Source organism: Comamonas sp. SCN 65-56 (genome assembly GCF_001724135.1).
Classification (GTDB): Bacteria; Pseudomonadota; Gammaproteobacteria; order Burkholderiales; family Burkholderiaceae_C; genus Comamonas_C.
The window spans coordinates 20,818-37,241 of record NZ_MEDS01000004.1 but is presented as its reverse complement, the minus strand read 5'-3'; the positions used below and the strand labels follow the sequence as shown (position 1 = coordinate 37,241).

Below are 16,424 nucleotides of genomic sequence, written 5' to 3'. Positions count from 1 at the left end.
AATGGCAAACCATTCCCCTGCGACCGCAGTGCACGCCGTGGCCGAAATTCTGGGTGATGCCCCCTGCCTGAGCGCGCAGGATCTGGCGCAGGCCTGTCGCATGCAGCTGAGTTGGGTGACCGAGCGGCTTTCCGCCGGTCTGCTGCAAGGCGAGCTGCAGGCTGGCCACTGGCGCTGCAGCGCCGCCACCATCGTGCGCGCGCGGCGCCTGGCGCAGTTTGAGACCACCTTTGACGCCGACCCGCAATTGGCCGCGCTCACCACCGATCTGATCGAAGAGGTCGCGCAGCTGCGCCAGCAGCTCAGACGCCTGAATGCACGCCTGGGCTTGGCCGACTGATCAGGCGGCAGGCGGCGCCGGCCAATCCAGCGTGATGGTGCAGCCCGCGCCTGGCTGCGCAGCGGCGCTGATGTGCGCGCCGTGGCGTTCGGCGATCAGCTTGCACAGCGCAAGGCCCGCGCCGACGCCATCGAACTCGCCCTCTCGGTGCAGGCGCTGGAACACGCCAAACAGGCCTTGCGCATGCGCCGGGTCAAACCCCACGCCGTTGTCACGGATGGCAAAAGCCACGCGCTTCGGTGGCGCTGCCACGGGCGCGATGTCGACACGCGCCGGCGCCTGGCGGCTGGAAAACTTGGCGGCGTTGTCCAGCAACTGCTGCAGCAGCTGCTGCAGCAAGGCGGGATCGGCCTGCAGGGTGGGCAGTGGCTGAACCACATTCCACGCCACGGCGGCGCCACGCGGCAAGCCCGCGACCACGTCCCACACCGCGCGTGCGAGATCGACCGGCACCCGATGCACGGGCGCGCGCGCTGCGCGGCTCAGGGCCTGCAGGCCGTCGATCATCGCGGCCATGCGGCGTGCCGACCGCTCCATCGTGGCGGCAAAGCCCAGCGCCTCCAGCACCTGGTCGGGGGGCTCGGGCAGCTCCTGCAATACCTCGCGCAGGAGCGCTGCATACGAGGTGACATGGCGCAGCGGCGCCCGCAGATCATGCGACGCGGCGCGCAGAAACTCGTCCTGCGCGGCCGTCAGCTCCTGTACGCGGGCCCGCAGCGCATCGCGCTCGGCGGTGAGGCGCTCGAGGTCCGAGGTCATCTCAGAGCTTGAGAGGAAATTGTCCGTGCCCGAAAGGTGCGTCAAAACGCTGCCAATCGAGGCGCAAAACGCAGTCATAGCTCGGGCTATGACGAGTATTTGCAACGAAGAGTGGTGGTGTTTTGGCGTGCAGGGCGTGCATGGGGGATTGCCTCTCAAGCTCTCAGTTTTTCAGCGGCTTGGCGGGCCTGTGCCACTCGGTCTTGCTCACCTGCCGCCCGCGGCCCAGCGTGAGCACGCCCGGCGGCGCATCTTCGGTGACGACCGAGCCTGCACCCACCACGCCATCGGCACCGATGGTGACCGGCGCCACCAGCACGCAGTTGCTGCCCACATGCACGTCGTGCTCGATCACGGTGCGGTGCTTGTTCACGCCGTCGTAGTTGGCGGTAATCGAGCCCGCGCCGTAGTTCACGCGCTCACCCACGCTGGCATCGCCGAGGTAGGCCAGGTGGTTGGCCTTGGCGCCATCGGCGAGTTGCGAATTCTTGATTTCGACGAAATTGCCCACGTGCACCGCACGCCCCAGCACCGCCCCGGGGCGCAGCCGCGAGAAGGGACCGACCCGCGCGCCCACACCCACCTGAACCCCGGCCTTTTCGCCGTCGATGTGGGTGAAGGGCTGGATCACCGCACCCGCTTCGATCACCGCGTTGGCAATGCAGCAATAGGCGCCGACCTGCACGCCCTCGCCCAGCTCCACGCGGCCGGTGAAGATGCAGCCGACATCGATCTCCACATCCTGCGCGCAGAGGAGTTCGCCGCGTGTGCCACGCGCCGCATCGTCGCGCAGCTCAAAACGCGCCGGGTCCGCCAGGCGCACGCCCTGCTCCATCAGCGCATCGGCCTGGCGCCTCTGACAGGCCCGCTCCAGCTCGGCCAGCTGCAGAGGGTTGTTCACGCCCGCCACCTGCACGGCGTCGTCAATGCAATGCGCCACCACCGGCACGCCCTCGGCCACCGCCAGCGCCACCACGTCGGTGAGGTAGTACTCCTGCTGCGCGTTGTCGTTCCTGAGCTGGCCTACCCAGCGCCGCAGCAGCCGGGTGGGCACGGCCATGATGCCGCTGTAGATTTCATCGATGGCGCGCTCGGCGTCGCTGGCGTCCTTGTGCTCGACGATGCGCTGCACCTGCCCGCCGGCGGCGCGCACGATGCGCCCGTAACCGGCAGGGTCCGGCAGGCGCACCGTCAGCAAGGCGAGCCGCGCGCCGCCACTCGCGGCCAGCAGCGCCTGCAGCGTATCCCGCTGCGTGAGCGGCACATCGCCCGACAGCACCAGCACCAGCCCGTCGTCCTGCAGTTGCGGCAGCGCCTGCTGCACAGCATGACCCGTGCCAAGCTGCGGCTGTTGCAGTGCAAATTTAAGATCAAATGTGCCTTCAGCGCTTGCCACGCCTACGCAAGCAGCTTCCACTTGCATAGCATCATGACCGGTGATCAGCACCACCCGCCTGGCCTTGAGCCCGCCGGCCTGCTCCAGCACATGAAACACCAGCGGCCGCCCGGCGAGGCGCTGCAGCACCTTCGGGATCCGGCTCTTCATCCGCGTGCCCTTGCCCGCGGCCATCACCACCACGTCGACGGGCATGGTCATGACAGCAGCACCCGCGCGAACTTGCGCTTGCCGACCTGCACCACATAGCTGCCCGCGGCGAGCTTGAGCGCCTTGTCGCTCACGCTGGCGCCATCGACGCGCACGCCGCCGCCGTCGATCAGGCGGTTCGCCTCGCTCGTCGAAGGCGCAAGCCCGGCCTGCTTCAGCAAGGCGCCCACGCCCAGCGGCGCGCCCGAGAGGCGCACCTGCGGGATATCGTCCGGAATGCCGCCCTTGGCGCGGTTGGCAAAATCCTGCTCGGCCGCATCGGCGGCTGCCGCGTTGTGAAAGCGCGTGGTGATCTCCCGGGCCAGCATCACCTTCGCATCCTTGGGGTTGCGCCCACCCGCTACCTCTTTTTTCAAGGCCGCAATCTCTGCCAGACTCTTGAACGACAGCAGCGTGTACCAGTCCCACATCAAATCATCCGAGATCGAGAGCACCTTGGCGAACATCGAATTGGCCTCTTCGGTGATGCCAATGTAGTTGTTCTTGCTCTTGGACATCTTGTCCACGCCGTCCAGCCCCACCAGCAGCGGCATGGTCAGGATGCACTGCGGCTCCTGGCCGTATTCCTGCTGCAGGTGCCGCCCTACCAGCAGGTTGAATTTCTGGTCGGTGCCACCCAGCTCCAGATCGCTCTTGAGCGCCACCGAGTCGTAGCCCTGCATCAGCGGGTAGAGGAATTCGTGCACGCTGATCGACTGCCCGGCCTTGAAGCGCTTGTCAAAGTCGTCGCGTTCCATCATGCGCGCCACGGTGTACCTGGCGGCCAGCTGGATCATGCCGCGCGCGCCCAGCGGATCGCTCCATTCGCTGTTGTAGCGGATCTCGGTTTTCGACTCATCCAGCACCAGCCTGGCCTGGTCGAAATAGGTCTCGGCATTGGTGCGGATTTGCTCGGCGGTCAGCGGCGGGCGCGTGGCGTTGCGCCCGGAGGGGTCGCCGATCAGGGTGGTGAAGTCACCGATCAGAAAAATCACCTGATGGCCCAAATCCTGCAGCTGGCGCATCTTGTTGAGCACCACGGTGTGACCGATATGAATGTCGGGCGCCGTCGGATCCAGCCCGAGCTTGATGCGCAGCGGCTGGCCGGTGGCTTCGGAGCGCGCCAGCTTTTGCGTCCAGTCGTGCTGCGGCAGCAGTTCGCTGGCGCCGCGCAGGGAGATTTCCAGCGCATGGCGCACGCCGTCCGTGACCGGGTATTTTGTAACAACAGGCTGATTCATAAGGGTTTTCGCGCTGGTGCGCAAGGCGGGAAGACTATACTCTTGCGGTTTTCGCAGTGGCGGATTCTAGTGACCACCTGTTTCGGCAGGCCGCTGTCGCACCGCCACCTTCGTTTTTTGTCGCCACACTGCAAGCGAGCACCTGCATGATGCCGCAGCGCTGGCGCCCATTTGCCTGGGGCCGAGATTGACCAACGGATTGAACAACGCCGCTACGGCATTTCTGAGTTCACTCAAGGTTTCGGTCCAGAAACACCCCCAACGCATCACCGCCATCCTGGCCGCCGCGCTGCTCACCGGCGGCGGCGGTGCCTTTGCAGTGGCATCCCTCGGCCCGGACCCTGCGGACCTGCCCATGGTCACCATCACCGAAAGCGTTCCCTCGCTGGCGGTGGATACCGAACTCGCCGATCTGTCCGGCATCGGCGCTCTGGCACTCTATCGCTCGGACATTACGCGCAGCAATGACACGCCCGAGGCCATCCTGCAGCGCCTGGGCATTGCCGACCCGGTCGCCTCCGGCTTCCTGCGCAGCGACGCGCTCAGCCAGCAAAACCTGCTGGGGCGCGCCGGCCGCGTGCTGTCGGCCGAAGCCGGCAGCGATCAGGCGCTGATCCGCTTGACCGCACGCTGGGCGCCCGACGACAGCGGCACGTTCAAGCGCCTGGTCGTGCAGCGCCAGGAAGGTGGCACCTTTGCCTCGCGCATCGAGAGCGCGCCGCTCAGCGTGGGCACACGCCTGGGCAGCGGCGCCATCACCAGCTCGCTGTTTGCAGCCACCGATGCCGCCAACATCCCCGACGCGGTGGCCGTGCAACTGGCGGAACTCTTTTCCGGCAGCATCGATTTTCGCCGTGCCCTGCGCAAGGGCGACCATTTCAGCGTGGTGTACGAATCGCTCGAAGCCGACGGCGAGCCCATGCGCACCGGCCGCGTGCTGAGCGCCGAGTTCTTCAACAACGGCAAGACCTACAGCGCCGTCTGGTTCCAGGACAGCCCCCAGGCCAAAGGCGCGTACTACACGCTGGACGGCCACAGCATGAACCGCGCCTACCTCACCTCGCCCGTCGCCTTCACGCGCGTGACGAGCAGCTTCAAGATGCGCTTTCACCCCATCCTGCAAACCTGGCGCGCCCACCTGGGCACCGATCTGGCCGCCCCCTCGGGCACGCCGGTGCGCACCATAGGCGACGGCACGGTGAGCTTTGCCGGCGTGCAGAACGGCTACGGCAACGTCGTGCACATTCAGCATGCCAACCAGCACGAGACGGTCTACGCTCACCTGAGCCGCATCGACGTGCGCCAGGGCCAGGCGGTCTCGCAAGGGCAGACGATTGGCGCCGTCGGCCAGACCGGCTGGGCCACCGGGCCGCACCTGCACTTCGAGTTCAAGGACCATGGCAAGCAGGTCGATCCCATGGCCACCGCGCTGCGCAGCCAGGAGGCCGCGCCGATTGCCCAGTCTCAGCGACCGGCGTTTGACCGCCTGGCCGCGCAGATGCGCATCGAACTGTCGGCCGCCGACCAGACCCTGCTGACCGCGCGGGCCGACTGAGCACGCGCTCATCCCGCCCACGCCCGCAGCCCATGGGCGCACACACTCCGCGCTGGTTCATCGGGCTGATGTCCGGCACCTCGCTCGATGGAGTGGACGGTGTGCTTGCGGATTTATCTGAAGAAAAATGCCGTGTAGCGCAGTCTGCATCTGCGTCGCTAGCTCCTGAATTGAAAGCAGAACTGCTCGCCCTCAACCGCAGTGGCAGCAACGAACTGCACCGCGCCCAGTTGGCCGCCAACGCGCTGGCGCGCACGTATGCCGCCGTCGTGCAGCGCCTGCTGGCACAGGCCGGGCTGCCAGCCCATGAGGTCGAGGCCATCGGCGCCCATGGGCAGACCGTGCGCCACCAGCCCCAGGCCTTTGACGGCACAGGCTACACGCTGCAATTGAACAACCCCGCCCTGCTGGCCGAGCTGACCGGCATCACGGTGGTCGCCGACCTGCGCAGCCGCGACGTCGCCGCTGGCGGGCAGGGTGCGCCGCTGGTTCCGGCGTTCCATCGCCATGTCTTCGGCCAGCCGGGGCAAACCGTCGCGGTACTCAACATTGGCGGCATGGCCAACCTGAGCATTCTGGCCGCCGATGGCACGACCGCGGGCCTGGATTGCGGCCCCGGCAACGTGCTGATGGACGGCTGGTGCCAGGCGCACACCGGCAAGCCCTACGACGCCGAAGGCCGCTGGGCGCGCAGCGGGCACGTGCTCCCCGCCCTGTTGCGCGCGCTGCTGGCCGAGCCGTTTTTTGCCCAGGCGCCGCCCAAGAGCACCGGGCGCAACCTGTTTCACCCGCAATGGCTTGCCACCCACCTGCAGGCGAGCGGCGCCGCGAACGCACGCCCCGAGGACGTGCAAGCCACCCTGCTGGAACTGACGGCGCGTACCTGCGCGGCCGATGTGCAGCGCCACGCCGCCGGTGCCACCACGCTCATCGTCTGCGGCGGCGGCGCGCGCAACACGGCTCTGCTGCAGCGGTTGAGTGCCCTGCTTTCCGGCCTGCGGGTGGATGTCTCGGACGACCACGGTCTGCCGGCGCAACAGGTGGAGGCGGCCGCCTTCGCCTGGCTGGCCCAGCGCTGCATCGACGGCCTTCCGGGCAATCTGGCCGCGGTGACGGGTGCCCGCGGCCCGCGTGTGCTCGGGGCCATCTACCCTGCGTGAATCACTGCGTCAGCGCGGTGCCGGCACAAAAAAGCCGCCCTCACGGCGGCCTGATGCCATCGGCATGCGCAGCTCTCAGCAACCGGCCGGCGAAAAACTCGTGCCGCAACCGCAGGTCGCCTCGGCGTTGGGGTTGCGCACGACAAACTGCGCGCCTTGCAAGCTCTGCTCGCAGTCGATTTCCGCGCCCTCGAGAAACGGGTAGCTCAAGGCATCGATCACCAGCGTCGCACCATTCTTGACCAGCGTGGTATCGCCTTCGCGGCTGTCGGCATCGAGCGAAAACTTGTATTGCATGCCGGAACATCCGCCGCCCTGCACCAGCACCCGCAGCTTGAGCGCCGGGTTGCCTTCTGCCGCCACCAAGTGGGCCACCCGCGCAGCCGCGCCATCGCTCATTTGAATTGGGATCGGCAGGTTTGCAGTCACGAAACGTCCTCACAGGCACGAAAGGGCTGGATGGTAGACCAAGGCCGGCTTTTCTGCCGGCACCGCCGCTCAACCGGAGGTCGCGGCCAGCTTGAGGGCGGGTTTGTCGTCCGCCAAAACATCGCCCACGGGGCACATCTGACCGGAAATCACGGCCCCCTGGTGCATCTCCAGCGCCTTGTAGTGCACATCGCCGGTCACGCGTGCGCGTGGCTGCAGCTCCAGCAGGTCACGCACATGCACCGGGCCGTCCACCACGCCATCGATGATCGCGTGCGCCGCCACGATGGCGCCGCGCACCTTGGCCGACTCGGAGATGACGACGATGCTGTGCTCGCCCTCGGCCCGCACATCGCCGCACACCTCACCATCGATGCGCAAGCCATCGGTGAAGGTGATATCCCCCTGCACGCTGGTACCGCGCGCGATCAGGGTCTTGATGAGCAGAGGTTTCTTGCGCGAAAACATGGGCTGGGCTCCAGCAGGTGGCGAAGACGCGTCAGGCGCATCCGCGGCCATGGGTCATTCCAGATTCACCGTTTGCAGGGCTCGCACCGAGCCCTCCTGCGTCAGGCGGACGGTGACGGTTTTTACCACAGCCCGCTCGGGCACCTGCACCACGCCTTCCACGCGCCGGTACTGCTGCAGCTGCAGCGGGCGTGCCACTGCCGGAGGATCGGAGGTCCACGGCTTGCCATCGCGCAATCCTGCCAGCAGCAGTTCCAGCTGGCCCTTGAACTCCGGCGCATTGCGCATCGGCTGTATCACCAGCACCTGCCAGCGCAGCTGCACGCCGCCGCCCATGAGCTCGGCCTGAAGGCCGCGGATATCCATGGCGGCGCCCTTGCCGGACGACGCGGGGATGAGTTTTTCGAAGAAGGCCAGGTCGTCGCGCAGGCTGCGGTTGTCGGCTTCGAGCTGGCGCAAGCGCTCGGCCAGCGTGTCCATCGCGGCCCGCTCCGTGACGCGCAGGCTCTCGGCGGCGATCGCGCCCTCTTTCATGCGGCTGATCTGGGCGTGCAGGTCTCTGGATTCGGTGCGCAGGTATTTCAGCTCCTGGCGTGCGCCCGCGTCCAGTCCGGCCAGTGATTTGCCGAATTCAAACGCCCACAGCGCCACGGCAGCGCTCAGGCCCAGCACCAGTGCCGCCGCCAGCCAGCGCAAGGGCCAGGGCATGGCGCGGCGCACCGCCAGTCGCGGACCGGTCAGCGCAAAACGACGACGCAAGCGGCGCAGACGCATGGTTCAGAGCCCTGCCAGAAACGCAAAAACCGCCCAGAAGGCGGTTTTTGCTGTGGTCAAGCCGGTAGCGCTGCATGCACCGTCCAGGCGCCGCTGCAGCGCGGGGTGCTGGCTGCAGGGATGCGGCGGCATGGCAGGGTGCTGCGCAGCGAGCCGCTGCCAATCAGCGCTTGGAGAACTGCTTGGCGCGGCGTGCGGAGTGCAGGCCGACCTTCTTGCGTTCCACTTCGCGCGCGTCACGCGTGACGAAGCCGGCCGCGCTGAGCTGGGGCTTGAGCGCGGTGTCGTAGTCGATCAGCGCACGGGTGATGCCGTGGCGCGCCGCGCCGGCCTGGCCGGACTCGCCGCCGCCATGCACGTTGATCTGGATGTCGAAGGTTTCGCCATGCCCCGTCAGCATCAGCGGTTGCCTGGCGATCATGATCGAGGTCTCGCGGCCAAAATACTGCTGAATGTCCTTGCCATTCACCGTGATCTTGCCGCTGCCTTTTTTCAGAAACACGCGGGCGACGCTGGATTTGCGACGGCCGGTGCCATTGTTCCATTCACCAATCATTGCCTGGCTCCTCAGATTTCAAGCAGCTTGGGCTGCTGGGCGGTATGGGGATGCTCGGCGCCGCCGTAGACCTTGAGCTTCTTGACCATGGCGTAACCGAGCGGGCCCTTGGGCAGCATGCCCTTGACGGCCTTCTCGAGCGCGCGGCCGGGGTGCTTGGCCTGCATGTCGCGGAAGTTGGTCGCGCGGATACCGCCCGGGAAGCCCGAGTGGCGGTAGTACATCTTGTCGATGGACTTGGTGCCAGTGACCTTGAGTTTGGAGGCGTTGATGACGACGATGTAATCGCCCGTATCGACGTGAGGCGTGTAAATGGCTTTGTGCTTGCCGCGCAGACGGTGGGCCACTTCGCTGGCGACCCTGCCGAGCACCTTGTCGGTGGCGTCAATCACAAACCACTCGTGCACGACCTCAGCGGGTTTTGCGCTGAAAGTTGTCATGAGTTTTCTCTTTGAAGAGGGTTTGAAGGCCCTTTTCCACGGTCGGTGCTCCTCTTGAATCGGGAGCCTCTTAGGTGGGGTTCAAACTCCGCCGCGGGGCCATGAATTCGCTGCGAAGCCGGGCATTATAGCGAAAACCCGGCTTCGCCCGTCTCCTGCTCAGGCAGCGCGGCGCAGCTCGTGGGCGGCCGCCACCATGTGCGCCAGCGACGGCCGCACCTCGCTCCATTGACGCGTTTTCAGACCGCAGTCGGGATTCACCCAAAGCTGGTTGGCCGGGATGCGCCGCGCCGCCTGACGCATGCGCTGAACGATGGCCTCCTGCGTCGGCACATTGGGCGAATGGATGTCATACACCCCCGGGCCAATGCCGTTGGGATAGGCGAAGTGCTCGAAGGCGCCAAGCAGCTCCTGGCCCGAGCGCGAATTCTCGATGGTGATCACGTCGGCATCCATTGCGGCGATCGCGGCAATGATGTCGTTGAACTCGGAATAGCACATGTGGCTGTGGATCTGGGTCTCGTCGCGCACGCCGTTGGCCATCAATCGAAATGACGCGATCGCCCAGTCCAGATACTCCTGCCAGTGCGCGCGGCGCAGCGGCAAGCCTTCGCGGAACGCCGCCTCGTCGATCTGGATGATGGGCACGCCTGCGGCTTCCAGGTCCAGCACCTCACCACGCAGCGCCAGTGCGAGTTGGCGGCAGGTAATGGCGCGCGGCTGGTCGTCGCGCACGAAAGACCAGTTGAGCATGGTGACCGGCCCGGTCAGCATGCCCTTCATCGGGCGCCGGGTGAGTGACTGCGCGTAGCGAATCCATTCGACGGTGATCGGGTGCGGGCGGCTCACGTCGCCATACAGAATCGGCGGCTTCACGCAGCGCGAGCCATAGGACTGCACCCAGCCCTGGCTGCTGAAGGCATAACCAGCAAGCTGCTCGCCGAAGTACTCGACCATGTCATTGCGCTCGGCCTCGCCATGCACCAGCACATCCAGACCCAGCGCCTCCTGCTCGCGCACGCCGTGGGCGATCTCGGCGCGCATCGCCGCCTGGTACTGCGCGTCGCTCAGGCGGCCCGCCTTGTATTCCTTGCGCGCGTGGCGAATCTCAGGCGTTTGCGGAAACGAGCCTATGGTCGTGGTCGGGAAGGCGGGCAGATGCAGCTTGGCCGCCTGCAGCGGCGCGCGTACTGCGTAAGCGCTGTGGCGCTGCTCCAGCGCGGGCGTGGCGTGCGCCAATGCCTGCTGCACGGCCGCGTCGTGCACGCGCGGCGAAGCGTGGCGACTGGCGAGCGCCGCCGCGTTGTCCGCCAGCGCTTGCGCCACCGCGGCGCGGCCCTCATTCAGCGCGCGACCGAGCAGGCGCAGCTCCTCCAGCTTTTGCAGCGCGAATGCAAGCCAGGAGCGGATTTCGGGATCCAGTCGGGTTTCGCTTTGCAGATCGACCGGCACATGCAGCAGGGAGCAGGTGGGCGCGAGCCACAGACTACCGCCCAGGCGCGCAGCGATCGGCTCCAGCCAGTCGAGCAACGCTCCCAGGTCGCTCTTCCAGATGTTGCGCCCGTCGATCACGCCCAGCGACAACACCTTGTGCGCGGGCAGCAGCCCGATCAGTTGCTCGGCATCGGCGCGGTCGGCAAGCGCATCGATATGCAGCCCCGCCACCGGCAGGTTGGCCGCGAGGTATTTGTTGTCCAGCAGCGCACCGAAGTAGCTCGCCAGCAGGATCTTCACGCGGCTGCTCTTGAGCTGGTGGTAGGCGGTGTTGAAGGCGTGCTGCCAATCGGCGTCCAGCTCGGTCACGAGGATGGGTTCGTCGATCTGCACCCACTCCACACCCTGCGCAGCCAGCTGCCCAAGCAGCTCGCCATAGACGGTCAGCAGGCGTGGCAACAAGTCGAGCTTGACCGAACCATCGTGCGCCTTGCCCAGCGCCAGATAGCTCACCGGCCCGATCAGCACCGGCTTGGCGCGCACGCCTTGCCCCTTGGCCTCGGCCAGTTGATCGAGCAGGCGCGAGGCGTTCAGCTTGAACTGCGTGGCGGCCGTGAGCTCGGGGACGATGTAGTGGTAATTGGTGTTGAACCACTTGGTCATCTCGCCGGCGGCCACGCCGCCGCAGCAATCGTGGTGCGCATCGTGGTCATGCTGCTCACTGTCCGCACTTCTGCCGCGCGCCACGCGAAAGTAGTTGTCGAGTGTGTCGCCGTGGTAGCCGCGCACGCGCTCGGGCAGGTTGCCGAGCAGAAAACTCATGTCCAGCACCTGGTCGTAGAGCGAAAAATCACCCACCGGGACAAGGTCCAGCCCCTGCTGCGCCGTCCAGTGGCGCGCGCGCAGCTCTGCGGCCGTGGCCAACAGCACGTCGCGTCCCTGCTCGCCCTTCCAGTAGCGCTCCAGCGCCCATTTGAGTTCACGCCCCGCTCCGATGCGCGGGAACCCCAGGTTGTGCAAAGTCACCATTGTTTCTTCCTCCGGATGTCTGACTTGAGCGCATCGTAGGAAAACCAACCGATGAAGTAAAATGGTATTAATTCAATATTCAATGAATTTTATTCATCAATATGCTGGAGCGCATCCATCTCGCCATCGTGGCCGAGGTTGAACGCCAGGGCTCGCTCACCGCCGCCGCCCAGCAGCTGTGTCTGACGCAATCGGCGCTGAGCCACAGCATGCGCAAGCTCGAGGAGCAGCTGGGCACCGCCATCTGGCTGCGCGAAGGCCGCGGCCTGCGCCTGACGCAGGCCGGGCGCTACCTGTTGGCGACGGCGCAGCGCATCCTGCCGCAGCTCGCGCTCACCGAGGAACGCCTGGCTCAGTACGCACGCGGCGCGCGCGGCAGCCTGCGCATCGGCATGGAATGCCATCCCTGCTATCAATGGCTGCTGAAGATCGTCTCGCCCTACCTCAGCACCTGGCCCGACGTGGATGTGGACGTGCGCCAGAAATTCCAGTTTGGCGGCATAGCAGCGCTGCGCAATTACGAGATCGACCTGCTGGTGACGCCCGACCCGGTGCACCACGAAGGCCTGGTGTTCACGCCGGTGTTTGACTACGAGCAGGTGCTGCTGGTCGCCGCCTCGCACCCGCTGGTCGGGCACGAATACCTGCGCCCCGCCGACCTGGCGGCCGAGACCCTGATCACCTACCCCGTGCCCAGGGACCGGCTGGACGTCTACACCCAATTCCTGCTGCCCGCCGGCCAGGCGCCTCGCGAGCACAAGACCATAGAGACCACCGACATCATGGTGCAGATGGTGGAAAGCGGCCGCGGCGTGGCGGCGCTGCCGCGCTGGCTGGCGCTGGAGTATGCCGAGCGCATGGCGGTGGCGGCGTTGCGCCTGGGCAAGAAGGGCATCGCCAAGCAGATTCACCTGGGCGTGCGCGAGGGCGAGCTGGCGGTGGACTACCTGGCCGCCTTCATCCGGATTGCAAGCGATTTCAGCCTCCAGCGCCCGTCTTGATTGCGCCGCCAGCTATTGGATCAGAAGCAAGCGTCGAAAACACCAGCTGCACGCACAGCCCGCCCAGGCGCTCGGAGTGCTGCAGCGTCAGCCGGGCGCCGTGGCGCTCGGCCACGGCCTGCACGATGGCCAGACCCAGGCCGCTGCCCGGCGCCTGCTGGGCGCTCTGCGGCGAGCGGTAAAAACGCCCCAGCACGCGCTCGCGTTCGGCCTCGGGAATGCCGGGGCCACTGTCCTGCACGCGCAGTTGCACCGTGGCGCCGTCGTGCGCCAGGTCGACATCCACGCGCCCGCCTTCGGGGCTGTACTTGATCGCGTTGTCCAGCAGGTTGCGCACCAGCAGGCGCAACTCCTCGGCCACGCCGCTCACGCTGCAAGCGCACACCTGCGGGTTCGCAAGCCCGACGTCGATACCGCGCGCCTGCGCCTCGGGCGCGACATCGGCCAGTGCCAGCGCCACTACCTGCCGCAGATCGACCGCCACCATGGGCGCGCCTCCCGCCTCCTGGCGCGCCAGCATCAGCAACTGCTCCACCAGCCGGCTGGCTCTATCGATGCCGGCCTCCAGCCGGGCCACGGCGCGCGCGCGCGTGGCTTCGTCCCCGGCATGGCGCAGACCCTGCACCTGCAGCTTCAGCGCCGCCAGCGGCGAGCGCAGTTCGTGCGCGGCATCGGCGACGAAATCCTGCTGCGCGGCAAACGCCCGGCGCACCCGGCCGAACAGGGCATTGAGCTCCTGCACCAGCGGCTGCACCTCGGCGGGCAAGTCGCCCTCGTCCACCGACGACAGGTCTTGCGCCTGGCGCCGCGCCACCTGCGCACGCACGCGGTCGACCGGCACAAACAAGCGCCCCAGCAGCCACCACACCGCCAGCGCCAGCAGCGGCGCCATCACCGCCATCGGCAGCAGCGAACGCCAGGCCATGCCGCGCGCCAGCTTGCGCCGCACCGCCATGTCCTGCGCCACCTGGATGACCTGCGAGCGCGTCTGCAGTGAGAACACGCGATAGGTGCTGCCCCGTGCGCGCACGTCCTGAAACCCGAGCACCGCCCGCTGCGGCAGCAGATCGCCCATGGCCGATTCAAAGATGCGCAGGCCCTCGTTGGTCCAGACCTGGACGATGAATTCATTGTTCTGGTACTCCGGGCGCAGGCTGCCCAGCCCTTTGGCATCCGTCGGCAGGCCCGCGCGCAGCGCGAACGCTGTCTGCTGCATGTGGTAGTCGAACAAGGCATCCGCTTCACTCAAGGCCGATTTATAGGCAAAAATGCCTTGCGCGCAGGCTGTGATTGCGATTGCAGCTATCAAAAATACCAGCAGCCGGAGGCGCAGCGACTGCGGCAGGCGCCAGCGCATGCTCATTTCGGCACCATGTAGCCGACACCGCGCACATTGAGCACCGCACCGGCTCCCAGCTTTTTGCGCAGGCTGTGGATGAAGACCTCCACCGCGTTGCTGCCGATCTCCTCGCCCCAGCCGTAGAGCTTGTCTTCCAGCTGCTGGCGCGAAAGCACCAGGCCGGGGCGCGCGATCAGCGGCTCCAGCACCGCCCATTCGCGCGCCGAAAGCACCACGCTGGCGCCCTGCACCAGCACCTCGCGCGTGGCCGGGTTGATGCTCACGCCCCGGTGCTCGTACACCGGCTCGGCACGCCCGGCGGCGCGGCGCAGCAGAGCGCGAATGCGGGCCAGCAGTTCGCCCGCGTCGTAGGGCTTGAGCACGTAGTCGTCGGCTCCCGCGTCCAGCCCCTCGATGCGCTGCGCCACCCCATCGCGCGCGGTGGCGATCAGCACCGGCGTGCGATCGCGACGCGCACGCATCGCCCGCAGCACCGACAGGCCATCGCGCACCGGCAAGCCCAGGTCCAGCAGCACCAGGTCGTAGCGCTGGGCGGCCAGCGCCGCATCGGCCTGAGCACCATCGCGCGCCCAATCAACCGCATAGTCTTCGGCGCGCAGCAGATCGTGCACGGCTTCGCCGATCATGATGTCGTCTTCCACAAGCAAAAGGCGCATGGGATTCAGGATACGCCATGCGCCTTTGCTTTCAACCCGGGCGGATCAACCCATGTTGACCGGCACGAAGATGCGGTTGCCATCACGCTCGATCAACAGCGCGACCGACTTGCCCGATTTGTCCAGCGCCGCGCGCACCTGGTCCATGTTCTTGACCGAAGTGCCGTTGATAGCCAGCAGCACATCGCCGCCCTGCACCCCCGCCAGCGCCGCCGGACCGCGTGCATCCTCGATCAGCATGCCTTGCTCAACGCCCGCCTCGCGCGCCTCCTGCGGCTGCAGCGGGCGCAGTGCCAGGCCGATCTGCCCCTTCTTCACGCCCTGGTCTGCCTGCGCCACCTTGCCGCTCTTGTCGTTGGCGTTGCCCAGCGTCGCCACCAGCGTCTTGGCCTCGCCATTGCGCCAGACTTCGAGTTGCACCTTCTGCCCCGGCAGCGACTGGCCGATGTAGGCCGGCAGATCGCCGGAGGTGATGATGGGCTCGTCGTTGATCTTGAGGATCACGTCGCCGGTCTTCAGCCCGGCCTTGGCCGCCGGGCCGCTGTCGTCCACGTTCGCCACCAGCGCACCCTCGGGCTTGGCCAGCTTGAAGGAGTTGGCAAAGGTCTGGTTCACGCCCTGCACCGTCACGCCCAGGCGCGCATGCTCGACCTTGCCGGTCTCGACGATCTGCTGCTCCACATGCCTGGCAACCTCGATCGGGATGGCAAACGAGACCCCCTGGTAACCGCCGGTGCGGCTGTAGATCTGCGAGTTGATGCCCACCACTTCGCCGCGCGTGTTGAACAGCGGGCCGCCCGAGTTGCCGGGATTCACCGCCGCATCCGTCTGGATGAAGGGCACATAGCTGTCGTCCGGCAGCGTGCGGCCCTTGGCGCTCACCACGCCGGCCGTCACGGAATTCTCAAAGCCGAAGGGCGATCCGATGGCCAGCACCCACTCACCGACCTTGAGATTGTTCGAATCGCCCAGCTTCACGGTGGGCAAGTCCTTGGCATCAATCTTGAGCACGGCAATGTCCGTCTTGGGGTCCGAACCCAGGACTTTGGCCTTGAACTCGCGCCGATCCGTCAGCTTGACGGTAACGCGGTCCGCGCCCTTGACCACATGGGCATTGGTCAGCACGATGCCGTTGGGATCGATGATGAAGCCCGAGCCCTCGCCGCGCATCGGCTGCTGCATCTGCGGGCCACGGCCATTGCCAGGTACGCCAAAGTAGCGAAAGAACGGCGCAAACGGGTCATCCGGGTCGATTTGCGGCCCCTGACGCTGGCGCGACGCAGCGCCCGAATCGCCATCGTCACCGTTGTCCGAGACGTTGCGCATGCCACTCACGCTGATGTTGACCACCGCGGCCCCGTAGCGCTGCGTGATCTGCGAAAAGTCGGGCAGCGTCACCAGCGCCGGTGCAGGCGCCGGCGTACCTGCCACCGCAGCCGCCACCGGGGCGGGACTGCCGAAGGAGAACGCATGCGCGGTGCGCGCCGTCAACAGCCCGGCACCGGTGGCGCCCAGCATGCCCGCGGCAATCAGAGCCGCGACCAAGCGGCGCGGCGTGGAAATCAAGGTGTTCATGGTGTGTCCTTCCGTCGGTTGCTTCAATGGAAGAGCAGTGTGCGAGCGCGGGCTTAGAGGAA

At 66.7% G+C, this 16,424-nt stretch carries 16 protein-coding genes; 4 read left to right on the top strand and 12 right to left on the bottom strand.

Annotation, left to right across the window (positions count from 1 at the left end; translation table 11 throughout):
• Window position 1 precedes the first annotated feature (1 nt).
• Window positions 2-340, top strand: a complete 339-nt coding sequence (locus ABS45_RS02695) for a MerR family transcriptional regulator (protein WP_291552679.1) — start codon at window positions 2-4, stop codon at window positions 338-340.
• Here ABS45_RS02695 and ABS45_RS02690 read toward each other — a convergent pair whose 3' ends face one another.
• The 3 genes from ABS45_RS02690 to tyrS form a co-directional block, all read right to left on the bottom strand.
• Window positions 341-1,099 (bottom strand): ATP-binding protein, encoded by a 759-nt coding sequence (locus ABS45_RS02690; protein WP_291552678.1) that lies wholly within the window; start codon window positions 1,097-1,099, stop codon window positions 341-343.
• 163 nt (window positions 1,100-1,262) lie between these two features.
• The gene (gene glmU, locus ABS45_RS02685) at window positions 1,263-2,696 is read right to left on the bottom strand and encodes a bifunctional UDP-N-acetylglucosamine diphosphorylase/glucosamine-1-phosphate N-acetyltransferase GlmU (RefSeq protein WP_291552677.1); all 1,434 of its coding nucleotides are present in this window, start codon (window positions 2,694-2,696) and stop codon (window positions 1,263-1,265) included.
• Window positions 2,693-3,925, bottom strand: coding sequence for a tyrosine--tRNA ligase (gene tyrS, locus ABS45_RS02680; RefSeq protein WP_291552676.1), 1,233 nt, complete (start codon window positions 3,923-3,925; stop codon window positions 2,693-2,695). Before tyrS ends, glmU begins: the two co-directional genes overlap by 4 nt.
• 187 nt (window positions 3,926-4,112) lie before the next feature.
• Here tyrS and ABS45_RS02675 point away from each other — a divergent pair, with 187 nt between their 5' ends.
• Both ABS45_RS02675 and ABS45_RS02670 read left to right on the top strand, forming a co-directional pair.
• The gene (locus ABS45_RS02675; RefSeq protein ID WP_291552675.1) at window positions 4,113-5,480 is read left to right on the top strand and encodes a M23 family metallopeptidase; all 1,368 of its coding nucleotides are present in this window, start codon (window positions 4,113-4,115) and stop codon (window positions 5,478-5,480) included.
• A gap of 32 nt (window positions 5,481-5,512) precedes the next feature.
• A complete protein-coding gene (locus ABS45_RS02670; protein WP_291552674.1) occupies window positions 5,513-6,640 on the top strand; it encodes an anhydro-N-acetylmuramic acid kinase in 1,128 nt (375 codons plus the stop codon).
• Window positions 6,641-6,715: 75 nt separating this feature from the next.
• Here the strand turns inward: ABS45_RS02670 and erpA are convergent, their stop codons facing one another.
• From erpA to metE, 6 genes are all read right to left on the bottom strand, one after another.
• Window positions 6,716-7,057 carry an iron-sulfur cluster insertion protein ErpA gene (erpA, locus tag ABS45_RS02665; protein WP_291552866.1) on the bottom strand — a complete coding sequence of 114 codons (342 nt, stop codon included), beginning with the start codon at window positions 7,055-7,057 and terminating at the stop codon, window positions 6,716-6,718.
• Between the two features lie 81 nt (window positions 7,058-7,138).
• On the bottom strand, window positions 7,139-7,537 hold the full coding sequence (locus tag ABS45_RS02660) for a polymer-forming cytoskeletal protein (protein WP_291552672.1): 399 nt from the start codon (window positions 7,535-7,537) through the stop codon (window positions 7,139-7,141).
• 54 nt (window positions 7,538-7,591) lie between these two features.
• Window positions 7,592-8,311, bottom strand: a complete 720-nt coding sequence (locus tag ABS45_RS02655) for a DUF6776 family protein (RefSeq protein ID WP_291552671.1) — start codon at window positions 8,309-8,311, stop codon at window positions 7,592-7,594.
• A 163-nt stretch (window positions 8,312-8,474) separates the two neighbouring features.
• Window positions 8,475-8,867 carry a 30S ribosomal protein S9 gene (gene rpsI, locus ABS45_RS02650; RefSeq protein WP_291552669.1) on the bottom strand — a complete coding sequence of 131 codons (393 nt, stop codon included), beginning with the start codon at window positions 8,865-8,867 and terminating at the stop codon, window positions 8,475-8,477.
• A gap of 11 nt (window positions 8,868-8,878) precedes the next feature.
• On the bottom strand, window positions 8,879-9,307 hold the full coding sequence (gene rplM, locus ABS45_RS02645; RefSeq protein ID WP_291552667.1) for a 50S ribosomal protein L13: 429 nt from the start codon (window positions 9,305-9,307) through the stop codon (window positions 8,879-8,881).
• Between the two features lie 159 nt (window positions 9,308-9,466).
• Complete coding sequence (gene metE / locus ABS45_RS02640; RefSeq protein ID WP_291552665.1) at window positions 9,467-11,770, bottom strand: 5-methyltetrahydropteroyltriglutamate--homocysteine S-methyltransferase; 2,304 nt, start codon at window positions 11,768-11,770, stop codon at window positions 9,467-9,469.
• Between the two features lie 101 nt (window positions 11,771-11,871).
• Between metE and ABS45_RS02635 the strand changes: the two genes are divergently transcribed.
• Window positions 11,872-12,771, top strand: a complete 900-nt coding sequence (locus ABS45_RS02635) for a LysR family transcriptional regulator (RefSeq protein WP_291552663.1) — start codon at window positions 11,872-11,874, stop codon at window positions 12,769-12,771.
• Here ABS45_RS02635 and ABS45_RS02630 read toward each other — a convergent pair.
• Genes ABS45_RS02630 through ABS45_RS02620 form a run of 3 tightly spaced genes read right to left on the bottom strand, consistent with a single transcriptional unit; the run spans window position 12,749 to window position 16,362 of the window.
• On the bottom strand, window positions 12,749-14,134 hold the full coding sequence (locus ABS45_RS02630; RefSeq protein ID WP_291552662.1) for an ATP-binding protein: 1,386 nt from the start codon (window positions 14,132-14,134) through the stop codon (window positions 12,749-12,751). The genes ABS45_RS02635 and ABS45_RS02630 overlap by 23 nt on opposite strands.
• Window positions 14,131-14,787 carry a response regulator transcription factor gene (locus ABS45_RS02625; RefSeq protein ID WP_291552660.1) on the bottom strand — a complete coding sequence of 219 codons (657 nt, stop codon included), beginning with the start codon at window positions 14,785-14,787 and terminating at the stop codon, window positions 14,131-14,133. The genes ABS45_RS02630 and ABS45_RS02625 overlap by 4 nt, the downstream gene beginning before the upstream one ends.
• A 45-nt stretch (window positions 14,788-14,832) precedes the next feature.
• Window positions 14,833-16,362, bottom strand: a complete 1,530-nt coding sequence (locus ABS45_RS02620) for a DegQ family serine endoprotease (RefSeq protein ID WP_291552658.1) — start codon at window positions 16,360-16,362, stop codon at window positions 14,833-14,835.
• Between the last annotated feature and the right edge of the window lie 62 nt (window positions 16,363-16,424).